The organism is Burkholderia sp. 3C, assembly GCF_054589155.1.
The window spans coordinates 71,313-84,894 of the sequence record NZ_BAAILN010000112.1; the positions used below are offsets into that span (position 1 = coordinate 71,313).

The 13,582-nt window shown below is 68.5% G+C and carries 11 protein-coding genes; 4 read left to right on the forward strand and 7 right to left on the reverse strand.

All coding sequences use genetic code 11. From position 1 onward, the window contains the following. The 6 genes from ACYP33_RS22840 to ACYP33_RS22865 form a co-directional block, all read right to left on the reverse strand. On the reverse strand, positions 1 to 786 hold a 786-nt coding region (locus ACYP33_RS22840; RefSeq protein WP_459624037.1), incomplete at its 3' end, for an amidohydrolase family protein. Then, positions 783 to 1,817, reverse strand: a complete 1,035-nt coding sequence (locus tag ACYP33_RS22845) for an NAD(P)-dependent oxidoreductase (RefSeq protein WP_459624038.1) — start codon at positions 1,815 to 1,817, stop codon at positions 783 to 785. The genes ACYP33_RS22840 and ACYP33_RS22845, both read right to left, overlap by 4 nt. A 16-nt stretch (positions 1,818 to 1,833) precedes the next feature. Beyond that, positions 1,834 to 2,874 carry a LacI family DNA-binding transcriptional regulator gene (locus ACYP33_RS22850; RefSeq protein WP_459624039.1) on the reverse strand — a complete coding sequence of 347 codons (1,041 nt, stop codon included), beginning with the start codon at positions 2,872 to 2,874 and terminating at the stop codon, positions 1,834 to 1,836. Between the two features lie 19 nt (positions 2,875 to 2,893). After that, positions 2,894 to 4,822: a TRAP transporter large permease gene (locus ACYP33_RS22855; RefSeq protein ID WP_459624040.1), complete on the reverse strand. Its 1,929-nt coding sequence runs from the start codon at positions 4,820 to 4,822 to the stop codon at positions 2,894 to 2,896. A gap of 4 nt (positions 4,823 to 4,826) precedes the next feature. After that, positions 4,827 to 5,858 carry a TRAP transporter substrate-binding protein gene (locus tag ACYP33_RS22860; protein ID WP_414441496.1) on the reverse strand — a complete coding sequence of 344 codons (1,032 nt, stop codon included), beginning with the start codon at positions 5,856 to 5,858 and terminating at the stop codon, positions 4,827 to 4,829. A 176-nt stretch (positions 5,859 to 6,034) separates the two neighbouring features. Further along, positions 6,035 to 6,940: a LysR family transcriptional regulator gene (locus tag ACYP33_RS22865; protein ID WP_459624041.1), complete on the reverse strand. Its 906-nt coding sequence runs from the start codon at positions 6,938 to 6,940 to the stop codon at positions 6,035 to 6,037. 128 nt (positions 6,941 to 7,068) lie between these two features. On the opposite strand from ACYP33_RS22865, the gene ACYP33_RS22870 reads away from it, so the two are divergent. From ACYP33_RS22870 to ACYP33_RS22880, 3 genes are all read left to right on the forward strand, one after another. Beyond that, positions 7,069 to 7,932: an amidohydrolase family protein gene (locus ACYP33_RS22870; RefSeq protein ID WP_414447980.1), complete on the forward strand. Its 864-nt coding sequence runs from the start codon at positions 7,069 to 7,071 to the stop codon at positions 7,930 to 7,932. Between the two features lie 159 nt (positions 7,933 to 8,091). After that, positions 8,092 to 9,393: a dicarboxylate/amino acid:cation symporter gene (locus ACYP33_RS22875; RefSeq protein ID WP_414447979.1), complete on the forward strand. Its 1,302-nt coding sequence runs from the start codon at positions 8,092 to 8,094 to the stop codon at positions 9,391 to 9,393. 152 nt (positions 9,394 to 9,545) lie between these two features. Next, a complete protein-coding gene (locus tag ACYP33_RS22880) occupies positions 9,546 to 10,643 on the forward strand; it encodes a porin (protein WP_459624042.1) in 1,098 nt (365 codons plus the stop codon). Positions 10,644 to 10,781: 138 nt separating this feature from the next. On the opposite strand, the gene ACYP33_RS22885 is transcribed toward ACYP33_RS22880, so the two are convergent. After that, entirely contained in the window at positions 10,782 to 11,996 is a 1,215-nt protein-coding gene (locus tag ACYP33_RS22885) for a helix-turn-helix transcriptional regulator (RefSeq protein WP_459624043.1), read from the reverse strand. A gap of 189 nt (positions 11,997 to 12,185) precedes the next feature. Here ACYP33_RS22885 and ACYP33_RS22890 point away from each other — a divergent pair, with 189 nt between their 5' ends. Next, complete coding sequence (locus tag ACYP33_RS22890) at positions 12,186 to 13,487, forward strand: hypothetical protein (protein WP_459624044.1); 1,302 nt, start codon at positions 12,186 to 12,188, stop codon at positions 13,485 to 13,487. Positions 13,488 to 13,582: the final 95 nt, after the last annotated feature.

Genomic DNA, 13,582 nt, shown 5'->3' on the forward strand with positions numbered 1-13,582 from the left:
AATCCGGCGGCGTGTCGTTTCTGGGCCGAGACAATCGAGCGCCCAATCGAGCAGCCGGGCCGTGTCGGGCGTGGGCTTCACGTTCGGATGCGGCCAGTTCGAGGCCCACAGGCAGCGTTCCGGGTAGCGCGCGGCGAGTTCGCGGGCGATCCAGGCCACGTCGTCATAGGCGGGCGGCCCGCTGCGCGAGCTTTCGTACGGCGCCGAGAGCTTCACCCAGCAGCGCCCCGCATCGAGCAGCCGGCATAGCGCGGCGAACGCCTGGCCGTCGCGCGTCACCGGCCCGAGAAATTTCCCCAGATGATCGATCACGAGCCGCGCCGGCAAGGCCAGGAGTTGCGCTTCGCGCTCGGGCAGCGTGCGGCCGTCGAGTTGCAGGTTGACGTTCCAGCCGAGCGGGGCGATGCGCGCGGCCAGCGCGTCGAGCGCATCCCAGCCCTGCAGGCCGCCGGGCAGCATCATGAAGCGCACGCCACGCATGCCGCCCGCGTGCAGCCGTTGCAGTTCCTTCTCGTCGATGCTTTCCGGCACCACGGCCACGCCGCGCGCGCCGCTGCCGAGCTGCGCGATCGCGTCGAGCGTGCAGCGGTTGTCGAAACCATAGCCGGTGGGCTGCACCACGATCACGCGCGAGAAACCCAGCGCCTGCTGCACCTCGCGGTAGGCGGAGGCGGGCGCGGGCGGCGGCGTGAACGTCGCGCTCGGCGCGAGCGCGTAGCCGGCTTCGTACACATGGATATGGCAATCGCAGGCGCCGTCGAGGCGGCCCGCTTGCGGTGCGGTCATCGGGTTTGCTCCGGCAGGTCGAATCGGGTGGCGGATCGGGCGGCAACCCGCTGCGCGAAGCGGCTCGCGTGCGCGGCGTTCACGGCGCCGTCGGGCAGGCGGCCTTCGAACAGCGCCTGGGTTTGCGTCACGGTTTCGAGCGATTGATGCTCGATCGCACCGGGCGTCAGGCCGCCCACATGCGGCGTGGCGATCACGCGCGGGTGCGCGGCGAGCGCCGCCGACGGCATCTGGTCCGCCGCGCGGCCCACGTCGAGCGCGCAGCCGGCCAGTTGGCCGCGTTCGAGCGCGTCGAGCAACGCGGCGTCGTCCACCAGCTCGCCGCGCGCGGCATTGATGAAGAACGCGTCGGGCTTCATGGCGGCGAACGCCTGCGCGTTCATGAAGTTCGCGGTGTCGGCGTTGGCCGGCGCGAGGCACACCACGAAATCGGCCTCGCCGAGCAGCGTGTCGCGATCGACCTGATGCAGCCGCAGGTCGGTCACGTCGGCGAACGGATCGAACACGATCACGCGCATTCCGAACGCCAGCGCGAGGCCGCACAGGTAGCGCGAGATCTGCCCGTAGCCGATCACGCCGAGCGTGGCGCCGCGCAGCTCGCGGCCCATGCGCGGCACGGGCGCCTGGCCGGCGCGATAGGCGAGCGCGTAGGCGCTGGTGTCGCGCGCGAGGTCGAGCATCGCGCCGATCACCCATTCGCTGACCGACGCCACGAACCCGGCGCTGGCCTGCGTGATCAGCACGCCGTGCTCGCTGGCGGCGGCCACGTCGATGGTGCGGATGTCCACCGCGCAGCGCAGGAACGCGACCAGCTCCGGCAGCGCCTCGAACAGCGCGCGCGGCGCGGGCGTCTGCCGGTAGCCGATGATCACGTCGGCGTCGTGCGCGGCGGCCGCCAGCTCGGCGGTGCTCAGTTCGCGATCTTCCTGGTTGAAGCGGACCTCGGCGATGGCGCGCAGTGCGGCGGTGGCGCGCGCGCCGAAGTAGTGGTCGAGCATCCGGCGCGGATGGCTCACGAATACCTTGTTCATGGGGCGTTCCTGGAAATCAGCGGTGCGCCGGCGGCGCGACCGATTCGCGCTCGACCAGCGCGATGTCCGTGAAGAGTGCGGGCGCGGCGGCGGGCGCGTCGCCCTGGCGCATCACGCGCTCGACCATCGCGGCGGCCATCGCGGGCACGGGCAACTGCACGGTGGTCAGCGCGGGGTTCGAAATCGCGCCGAGGAAATGGCCGTCCATGCCGACGATCGAGATGTCCTCCGGCACGCGCAGCCCCGATTCGCGCAGGCCGGCCATCAGCCCGAGCGCCATCAGGTCGTTCACGGCGACGATGCCGGTGGGCCGGTCGGCATCCGCGGCCAGCCGCTGCGCGAGCGCGCGGCCGTTCTGCGCGATCATCGAATCGCCGTATTCATTGACGGTGCCGCTGTCGAGCACGCGTGCGCTGCCGGCCAGGCCCGCTTCGTCGGCGGCGGCCAGGAAGCCCTCGATCTTGTCGCGACGGCTCATGGTCATGCCGGCCAGCGTGGCGTAGGCGAGTTGCGTGTGGCCGTGCGCGATCAGGTGCCGCGTGGCCATGCGCGCCGCGCCGAAGTTGTCGGGCGTGACGTGATCGATGCGGGTGTGTTCGCCATCGGTGGCGCGGCGGTCGTAGCTGACCACCACCATGCCGCGCTCGGCGGCGGTTTCGAGGTGCCGCTCGTCGGCCAGCGACGAGATCACGATCACGCGGCGCACGCCCTGCGAGAGCAGATCCTCGAAGAACGACGCTTCCTTGAGCGGATCGCGATAGGTGTTGCCGATCAGCACGCGGTGGCCGTAGCGCTCCTGCGCGAGCGTTTCCACCTCGCGCGCGATGTAGCCGTACATCGGGTTGGCGATCGACGGCACCAGCAGCCCGACCAGCGGCGTCTGGCCCGTCTTCAATTGCCGCGCGAGCGTGCTCGGGCGGTATTGCAGGGCGTCCATCGCGGCCTGCACGCGCGCCAGCGTGTCCTGGCGCATCTGGTCGGTGCGGCCGTTGAGCACGTTCGAGACGGTGCTGACGGACACGCCGGCGTGGCGGGCGACATCCTGAATGGTGCTCATGTCTGACAGTGAAATCCGGTTACAGGCCGAGCCGGGTCGGCAACCACAGGGAAAACGACGGCACCAGAATCAGTACCACGAGAGCCGCGCACAGTACCAGCAGATATTTGAGCATCGGCCGCGCCACCGCCTTGACGTCGGTGCCGGTGATCGCGCAGGTGGCGAACAGCCCCAGCCCGATCGGCGGCGCGAACAGGCCCAGGCCCATCGCCACCACGATCACGGTGCCGAAGTGCAGCGGATTGATGCCGAGCTGCATCGCGATCGGCGTGAGCAGCGGGCCGAAGATGATCAGCGCGGGCGCGCCTTCGAGCACCGCGCCGAACACGATCATCAGCAGCACCGACAGCAGGATGAACATGGTCGGGCCGTACTGATGCGCGAAGGCGATCATCGAATCGGACACCAGCGCGGGAATCTGCTCGATGGTCAGCGCGAACGACACGCTGGAGGCGGCCGCGACGATGAACAGGATGCTGCTCGCCATCGACGCCGAGCGCACGAATACGCGGGCGATCGAGCGCGGCGTCAGTTCGCGGAACGCCAGCCAGCCCACCAGCAGCGCATACACCACGGCGAACGCGGACACCTCGGTGGAGGTGGCGACGCCCGAGGTCACGCCCTTGCCGATCATCGCGATCATGATCAGCGCGACCAGCGCGCCGCCCAGCAGCGGCAGCCAGGTGCGCGGGTTCGGCAGCGCGGCGGCCAGGTCGATGCGGCGGCCCGCGATCACGGCCACCGCGGCCAGCGCCACCGCCAGCACCACCGCCGGCACCACGCCCGCCAGAAACAGCCCGGCGATCGAGATGTTGGCGACGAAGCCCATGATGATCATGTTCACGCACGGCGGGATCGTCTCGGCCATCACGGCGCTCGCGGCGAGCAGCGCGGCGGCCTCGTTCGGATCCTCGCGGCTCTGGCGCACGGCCGGCATCACCACGCCGCCCACCGCCGCGATGTCGGCCAGCTTCGAGCCGGACACGCCCGAGAAGAACGCGGTCGCGATGATGGTGATCAGGCCGAGCCCGCCGCGCACGCGGCCGAACAGGCGCAGCAGCAGCTCGATCAACCGCGACGACATGCCGTTGCTTTCCATCAGCAGGCCGGCCAGCACGAAGAACGGGATCGCCAGCAGCACGAAGTGATCGGTGCCGGCCACCACCTGCTGCGCGTACACCAGCATCGGCAGCGACGGCTCGGCGAGGAAGTAGAGCAGCGCGCTGAACGCCAGCACGAAGCCGATCGGCACGCCGAGCAGCAGCCCGCCGAAGAAGCCGATCGCCAGCAGCGCGCCGGGCCGCAGCGCGTGCGCGGGTACCAGCGCGTTCCAGGCCAGCACCGCGGCCACGCCCAGCACGCAGCCGGCCAGCGCCTGCAGCACCGCGCGGCGCGGGCCGTTCAGCGCGTTGACCAAGCCGAACAGCGCCATGAACGCGCTGCCCGCCACCAGCGGATAGACGTTGATCCAGGCGGGCAGGCCGCTCGGCGTCATCTGCCCGAACGAATCGAGCAGCAGCAGGTACGAGGACACGCACAGGTTGGCCGCCACGCCCGCGATCACCCAGTGGCCGGCCTGCACCAGCACCGGCTGCAAGCGCGCGGGCAGCATGCCGCGAAACAGGTCGACGCCCACGTGCTGGCTGCGCGCCAGCACCGTGGCCGCGCCGCAGAACACCAGCACGATCATCAGCGCCCCGGCCACTTCCTCGGCCCAGTCCACCGGATCGTGCAGGAAATAGCGGTACACGACCGAGATGAACACCACGGCCACATCGGCCGCCAGCACCGCCGCGCAGAAGTATTCGATCGCGTGCAGCAGGCGGCTCAGGCCGCGCGCGAGCCGCGTCGAGGGCGGAGCGTTGGCGGCATCGGTAGCGGTGGCGGCATCGGCGGCGACGCCGGCAGCCGTGGCCGCCGCCGTGGAATCGGTAGACAGGGCGCGCATGAACTCAGCTCCGCGCGGCCGCGATGGCCGGGAACAGCGGCGCGGTGGCCGGATACTGCTTCGCGAAGCTGGCGTAGAGCTTGGCCTGCATCTCGCCGCGCACGGTGGCGCGATCGGCCGCCGACATCGGCGAGAACTGCATGCCGCGCTGCTTGAGCGCGTCGGCGGCGCGCGCGGCCGTCTGGATCGCGGCCTGGCGCTGCTGCAGCGTGGCATTGCGGGCCGCGGCCTGGAACGCGGGCAGCAGGTCGGCCGGCAGCTTGGCCAGCGAGCGGCGGCCCATCACGGCCACGATCGGGCTGAACACGTGCTGGGTTTCCCAGCACGACTTGACCACCTCGTCGAACTTGCTGGCCAGCACCGTCGCGCAGTCGTGCTCGAAGCCGTCCACCACGCCGGTTTGCGCGGCCATGTACAGCTCGCCGACCGGAATCGGCGTGGGCACCGCGCCCATCAGCTTGAAGGTTTCCATGAACGCCGGCGTGGGCAGCACGCGCAACTTGAGGCCCTTGATGTCGGCCAGCGTGTGCACCGGCTTCTTGGTGAACACGTTGCGCCCGCCGAACGAATAGCCCCAGCCCACCACCGAGCAGCCGGCGCGCTGTTGCAGCAGCGTGTCGAACGAGGCGCCCACCGAGCGGTCCATCGCGCGGCCGACGTGATCGAAGCCGTCGAACAGGTAGCCCAGGTCGAGCATGCCCAACTCGGGCAGCACCGTCGCCCAGATCGACGAGCCGGACACCATCATGTCCACCGCGCCCACCTTGACCTGCTGCACCACGTCGCTTTCCTTGCCGAGCTGGTTGTTCGGGAAGAAATCGATGCGGATGCGATCGCCCACGCTCGCCTTCAGGTTGGCCGCCAGGTGCTGATACCAGACGTAGTGCGCGGCGTTGTCGTTGGCCGGCATCGACGACGACACGCGCAGCGCGATCGGCGCCTGCGCGCGCACGATGGCCGGCAGGCCGATGCCGGCCGCGGCCAGCGAGGCTGCCGAGGCGGTTTGAAGAAAGCGTCTGCGGGAATTCGACTGCATGGTGGTGTCTCCTGGGTGCCGCGCGCTGCGCGAGCCGGTTATTGGGTCGGCGCGACGGCCACGCGGCGACTGTATCGATTTAGTGTATCGATACAGTAAACGTCGAAACGCCTGCACGGCATTGGTGTTTTCCCGCGTTTGGGGCGGTTCGGAGACGGAGAAGGGCGGCGGCGCGTTCAGCGCCCGCGCGTGGCCCCATAGAGCGGCAGCACCTGCGCCTCGAGCATCGCGATCGCCTGCCGCGCCAGTTGCGGCAGCGGATGGCGGCGGCTGGTGGCGATCGCGAGGCGGCTGTACAGCGTCGGCTCGGTGATCCGCGTCAGGCGGAAATGGCCGGGCGGCAGGTCGGCCGGAATCGCGTTCAGCGACAGCACCGCGTGGCCGATCCCCTCGCTGACCAGATCGAGGATCGAGGCCACGCCGTCCACTTCCAGTTCGATGTTCAGGCGGATGCCCTGCTCGGCGGCGGCGGCCTCCACCATGTGCCGGATCGCGTGCATGCGGCCCGGGATCACCAGCGGGTAGCGCACGATCTCGCGCAGCGTGATCGATTCGACCGGCGCGGCGTGGCCCGGCCCGACCAGGAACAGCTCCTCGGTGTGGATCGTGCGCTTGTCGATCGAGGGCGTGTCGAACGTGTCGTACAGCACGGCCACGTCGATGCGGCCCATCATCAGCCACTCGGTCAGGTAGGTGGACAGCCCCTGCGCAACCGACAGCGTGGCACCCGGAAACGTGCCGCGGAAGTGCCGCACCAGTTCGAGCGTGCCGACCCGCGCGAAGCTCGGCGTGATGCCGATGCCGAAATGGCCGCCGAGCGTGCCGCGCAGTTCGTCGAGATCCTGCGAGGCGCGCTGCACCTGCTGCAACAGCCCCTTGGCGTGCGCCAGCATGCGCTGGCCGGCCGGCGTCAGCGTCACGCCGCGCCCGTTGCGCTCCAGCAGCGTGTGGCGCAGTTCCACCTCCAGTTGCCGCACCAGGCGGCTCAGGGCGGGTTGGTTGGTGTTCAGCGTGTTGGCGGCGCGCGTGAAGCTGCCGAGTTCCGCCACATGGACGAATGCGTCGAGTTGCCGGAGATCCATGATCGAGATATGTGGAATGTGTATAACAGCTAGTTTGGTATGGCGATTGTAGCGAGGCAGCGGAGCCACCACAATGCACACCATTCCCGAACGACGGCCGCCGCGAGCGGCCAGCCACGAGACAGCCGATGAAATCCTGCCTGCCCCCCGATCCCCATCCGGTGCGCCCCGCGCACGTGTTGCCCGCCGGCGCCTGGGATGCCCACTGCCACGTGTTCGGCCCGGCCGCCGCGTTCCCGTACGCGCCGGACCGCAGCTACACGCCGCCCGACGCGCCGTTCGAGCGCCTGGTCGAACTGCACGACTTCCTGGGCCTGGCGCGCGGCGTGATCGTGCAGGCAAGCTGCCACGGCACGAACAACGCCGCGATGCTCGACGCGATCGCCCGCAGCGAAGGCCGCTACATGGGCGTGGCGATCGTGGACGGCAGCGTGACCGACAACGAGCTGGCCGACCTCGACGCGGCCGGCGTGCGCGGCGTGCGCTTCAACTTCGTCGCGCACCTGGGCGGCGCGCCCGATCTGGACGTGTTCGATCGCGTGCTGGAGCGCATTCAGCATCTGGGCTGGCACGTCGTGCTGCACCTCGACGCGCAGGACATCGTCGCCTATGCCGATCGCATCGCGCGCATCCAGGTGCCGTTCGTGATCGACCACATGGGCCGCGTGCGCGCCGAGGCCGGCGTCGATCAGCAACCGTTCGCACAACTGCTCGAACTGATGCGCAACCCGCTCGCGTGGGTCAAGGTGTGCGGCGGCGAGCGCGTGTCGGCCGGCACGCGGCCGTTCGACGATGCGATTCCGTTCGCGCAGGCGCTGATCGAGGCCGCGCCCGACCGCGTGCTGTGGGGCACCGACTGGCCGCATCCGAACATCACGCGCGACATGCCGAACGACGGCGGCCTGGTGGACCTGATGTTCCGCTTCTGTCCCGATCCGGAACTGCGCCGCAAGCTGTTGGTCGATAATCCGCTCCGGCTGTACGGCCGGTAAGCCGAACGATTCACCCGTACGACCCCGTTTCAAGCAGATCCGCCGCGCCAGACGGCGGACGAGGCAAGGCCGGCGGCGCACGCGCGCCGCCGACGCATCCATGAAGGAGACAGGTATGACCCGCATCGACAAGCCGACGTCCCGCACGGGAGTGGCGTCATGAGCGAGAGCGCCACCATGACCGCCGCCACCCGCAGCCCCCGCAAGCCGTTCTATCGCGCGCTGTATTTCCAGGTGTTCGTGGCCATCGCGCTGGGCGTGCTGCTCGGCCATTTCGCGCCGTCGCTCGCCGTGCAGATGAAGCCGCTCGGCGACGCGTTCATCAAGCTGATCAAGATGGTGATCGGCCCGATCATCTTCTGCACCGTGGTGACCGGCATCGCCGGCATGGGCGACATGAAGAAGGTCGGCCGGGTGGGCGGCAAGGCGATGCTGTATTTCGAGGTGGTGTCCACGCTGTCGCTGGTGGTGGGCCTGATCGGCGGCCACCTGCTCAAGCCCGGCGCCGGCTTCGACCTGAACCCCGCCACGCTCGACACCAAGGCGTTGGCCGGCTACACCACCGCCGCGCATCACCAGAACACCGTCGATTTCCTGATGCACATCATTCCGGATTCGGTGATGGGCGCGTTCGTGACGGGCAACGTGCTGCAGGTGCTGCTGGTGTCGGTGCTGTTCGGCGCGGCGCTCGCCGCGCTCGGCGAACGCGGCCGCGGGCTCACGCAACTGATCGACCAGGTGGCGCATTCGTTCTTCGGCATCGTCCACATCATCATGAAGGTGGCGGCGCTCGGCGCGTTCGGCTCGATGGCGTTCACCATCGGCACCTACGGGATCGGCGCGGTGCTGCCGCTGCTGAAGCTGATCGGCGCGTTCTACCTGACGCTCGCGGTGTTCATCGTGGTGGTGCTCGGGCTGATCTCGCGCGCGCTCGGCTTCAGCATCTTCCGCTTCATGGGCTATATCCGCGAAGAGATCCTGATCGTGCTGGGCACCAGTTCGTCGGAGGCGGCGCTGCCGCAGATGCTGGAGAAGCTCGAACGGCTCGGCTGCTCGAAATCGGTGGTGGGCCTGGTGATTCCGGCCGGCTACTCGTTCAACCTGGACGGCACCAACATCTACCTGACGATGGCGGTGCTGTTCATCGCGCAGGCCTTCAACGTCGAACTGAGCCTGATCCAGCAGATCACGCTGATCGGCGTGGCGATGCTGACCTCGAAGGGCGCGAGCGGCGTGGCCGGCGCGGCGTTCGTGATGCTGACCTCCACGCTGCTGGTGTTCCCGCTGATTCCCGTGTCGGGCATGGTGCTGATCCTCGGCATCCACCGTTTCATGGGCACCGGCCTGGCGATCGTCAACACCATCGGCAACGGCGTCGCCACGCTGGCCGTGTCGGCCTGGGAGCGCGAGCTCGATCGCGACAAGCTCAACGCCGAGATGGCCCGCCGCCGATCGGCCTGAGCGGCCTGAGCGGCCGGTTCCTTCGATGTCCTGATGCATTGGCCCGGGCGCGACGCCCGGGCATCCCCTGAACGGCATGACCCGTCCGCCCGCGCTTGGCGCAGGTGGCGGCGCAACTCGCTTCATAAAAAACCATATTGGAGACTTTCGTCATGAACGCACCCCTGGCTGCGGCTGCCCGCCGCGCGCGCCACGCCCGCCCGCACCCGGCATGGTTCGGAATCCTGATCGCCGGCCTGAGCGGCGCGGCGCATGCCGAGGACTACAGCGCCGCGAAGGCCGCCGCGCTCGATACCGCCTCGGGCTCGGTGCAGATGTACGGCTTGATCGGCATGTACGTGGACACCTCGAAACTGAGCACCTCGAAGGCCAGCACCGCGCAGGTCGGCGGCGGCGGCATGACCACCTCGTTCTGGGGGATTCGCGGCCGCGAGGAACTGGGCGGCGGCAATGCGGCGATCTTCTCGCTGGAGAGCTTCTTCCGGCCGAACACCGGGCAGATGGGGCGCAACACCACCGACGGCCTGTTCTCGCGCAACGCCTACGTGGGGCTGAGTTCGGCGCGCTTCGGCACCGTCAAGCTCGGCGAGCAGACCAACCCCACCTACATCAACCAGCAACTGGTGAACCCGTTCGGCTCGTCGGTGGTGTTCTCGCCGCTGATCGTGCAGTCGTACACCACGACCTACGACAACACGGAAATCGGCGACACCGTGTGGGACAACGCGGTGGAATACGTCTCGCCGAACCTGGGCGGGCTGACTGCCACGGCGATCTACGGCGTGAGCAGCACCACCGGCCACCAGGGCAAGGACAACTTCGGCCTGCACCTGACCTACGCGAGCGGGCCGCTGACGGCCGTGTTCACGGCGCAGCGCGTGCGCACGGCGGTGGTGGCGCCGAGTTCGGATCAGTACCTGTACCTGGCCGGCGCGGCCTACGACACGAAATACGTGAAGCTGTACGCCGCCGCGCAAACCACCAGCAACGTCAGCGCGCAAACCGGTTCGCACACCTACGAACTGGGCGCCACGGTGCGGCTCACGCCCACCAACCTGATCCTCGCCGAATGGGCGCGCACCGCGCACAGCAAGCCGCTCGACCAGAGCGACGTGCGCAACACGGCGAGTCTGGCCTACGAATACGTGCTGTCGCGGCGCACCTTCGTGTATGCCGTGTATTCCTACGACAAACTCAGCGGCAACCCCACCGGCAACACGCTCGGCGTGGGCATGCAGCACACGTTTTGACGTGGGGGGCGGCGCAGCCAGGCATCCCGGCCGGTCCCGCCTTCCGAGCTGCTGTCCGGTTCGAAGGGCCGAAAAACAGCGTCAACGTGCTTTCTCTTGCGCTTCGCATGACGCGCGGTTATGCGAACGAGGCGGTGCTCAGGCGTCGCCGAAGGCCGGCAGCGACGACACCGCGCGCACGAAATCCTGCTGCCGGCGGTGGCCGCTTTTGGACAGCACGGCACGCAGTTGATTGCGGGCCGTGGTGACGGTGATCGCCGCCGACGCCGCGAATTCGTCGAGCGACAGCCCGCGCGCCAGCGCATGCGCGAGCCGCGCCTCGGCGGGCGTCAGCCCGAACAATTGCGCCAGTTGGCCCTCGCTGGCGGCGGCCTCGCGCTCGGCGTGCCGCACCGTGATCATCAGGTCGGCGCGCAGCGGCGCGAGCAGCGGCCGCGCGGCGAGCGGGTGCGGGGTGCGGCCGGCGTGGGGCATCGGCAGCACGCTCAGGTGCCAGACGTCCCGGCCGGTGCGCACCGTGAGGCTGACGGGGTGGTGGGCCAGCCGCACGCGGGCGATCGCGTCGCCGAGCGCCGGGCTCCACGCGCCGGTCGATTCGAGCCGGCGCCCGGCCGTCTCGACCTGGCGCTGCCTGCCGAGCCAGGCTTCCGCCCCGCGATTGCAGAACACGATGCCGTTGTGCGAATCGATTGCGATCACACCTTGCCCGAGCGCGTCGAGCGCGGCCTCGCCCGAAGCGATGCCGGCCCGCAACGACGCGTTGCGCATCATCAGGCGGATGGTCTGGCGCAGGTGCGGCATCAGGCGTCCGACCGCCTGCCGTTGCATCGGTGAAAACGACGGCTGCCCCACCGCGTGATTGAAGACCAGATAAACATCGAGTCCGCCTTCGCGATACACACAACTGCCGAGCACATAACGGACGCCGAATGGAATCAGTAAATCCTGATAAAACTCGTTGCGCGAGACGAAGCGCGCGTCGAAATAATCTTCGCAGCTGAATATTTCGCCCACTTGCCGCGCTTGCGCGAGCAGTCGGCGCGGATCGATATGGCCGTAGTAATTCGCATAAGCGTCGCCGGCCGGCAGGAATTCGGGCCGCGTCATGATGCTGATCGGCGCCGCGCCGGTCACGCGATCCCAGCCCACCATATGGGCCACGCTGCTGCCGATCCAGTTGTCGAACGCGGTGAGCGCGCCCAGCAAGGCATCCGGCTCCAGCACCGCGTCGTAAAACCCGGCCAGCAGCCCTTCGAGCGCGTCCGGCTTGCCCGTTTTCACTTCCCGTAATGCCATCGATCCCCCGACCCGGCCCGCATCCTGGCGTGCGTGGCGATTTCTCTGCTTTGTCATGACGCATTTTGATCATGCGTCTCGATTTGCGACTCCGCAGAATGCCACAACGTCGATGCCATGCGAAATAAATCAAATTCGGCGAAAACGATTCCGCAATGATTACGTATTGAAAGCAATGCGATTCAAAGCGGGCAATAGGAACGGCGAGTGAGCGCCACGGTTTTTAATCTGGAACGAAAGACCAATATGAAAAAGACTTGGATTTGCCTCGGGGTGTGCGCAGTGCTGACGGCCTGCGGGGGCGGGGGCGACGACAATTCGGGGGCGACTGCCAATTCGGGCGGCACGTCGGGCGTGACCTCGGGCTCGGGTGGCTCCACGGGCGGCACCGCCGCTACCGCGCAGCCGCTGGCCGCGCAGCAGACCTACATCGGCTCGGTCAGCTTCGGCGACACGATCTCGGTGCAGATCGACGCGCCCGCCAAGGGCCAGGTGACCACCACCTTCGTCAGCTCGCAGTTCGGCCTGTCGGGCAAGCTGGTGGGCAGCTACACCGTGACCAACGGCAACTACGTGGTGAGCGGCTTCCAGGCGAGCGGCACCGTGCCGGCCACGCTGTCGGCCGGCGCGAGCGCGGTGGGCATGCAGTTCACGGTGAGCGCCGATGCGGCCAATCACGGGGTATTGAGCGGCCAACTCAGCAACGTGCCGAACGTGTCGGCGGGCAGCGGCCTGCTGGCCGGCCAGGTGAGCGCCTCGAACAACGGCGTGACCACCGTGGCGGGCCTGGCCGGCACCTACAGCTTCATCAAGCTGTCGGGCGACTATGCGTCGAACGGCGTGCCGGTCGGCACGCAGGACGTGAATTCCGGCCAGATGCGCATCAACGCCGACGGCTCGCTGCGCGTCTGCCTGGGCGCGCCGTATTCGAACACCTGCATGGACGACGAGAACCCGAACGTGGCCGATACCGGCACCGTCAGCGTCGATCCGGACCAGACCACCTACCCGGGCGCGTTCGACATGGCCGTCAACGGCCTGCCGATCGGCCGCATGTTCGTCAGCACCAGCGGCGGCAACAACACCATCTTGCTCGACCAGGCCAACGTCAACAGCAGCGGCACCGTGCGCACCGGCTCGTGGGTGCTGCAAACCACCGCCGCGCTGACGAGCGGCAGCTACGACGGCCGCTGGGTGTGCTCGGAGCCGAACACCAACGACAACGATCAGTTGCTCGGCAACATCATCGCGTCGACGGTCACGATCTCGGGCACCACGCTCACGCCGTCGGGCACCAGCGCCAGCCCGATGACGCTGAACCTGAACAGCACGTTCAACGCCGCCGCCTCGACCACCACGCCGACCTATGCCGCCGGTGTGAACGGCCTGATGGCCGGCTTGCTGCCGAACGTGTCGAACGGCAAGCAGGTGCAGAGCACGATGGTGTTCCTGCCGGTGTCGTCCACCAATATCTATTACACCGACGAGCCGAACGGCGACGGGTTCTTCGTGCAGGGGCTGTGCACGAAGCAGCCGAATCCGGCGTAAGCGCCGCTGTTGCAAGCCGGACGTCGTGCCGCGAACGCCGTTGCGTAGCGGTGCGACACGGCACGAAGCGGCGCACAACAACCGGTTCGACGGCC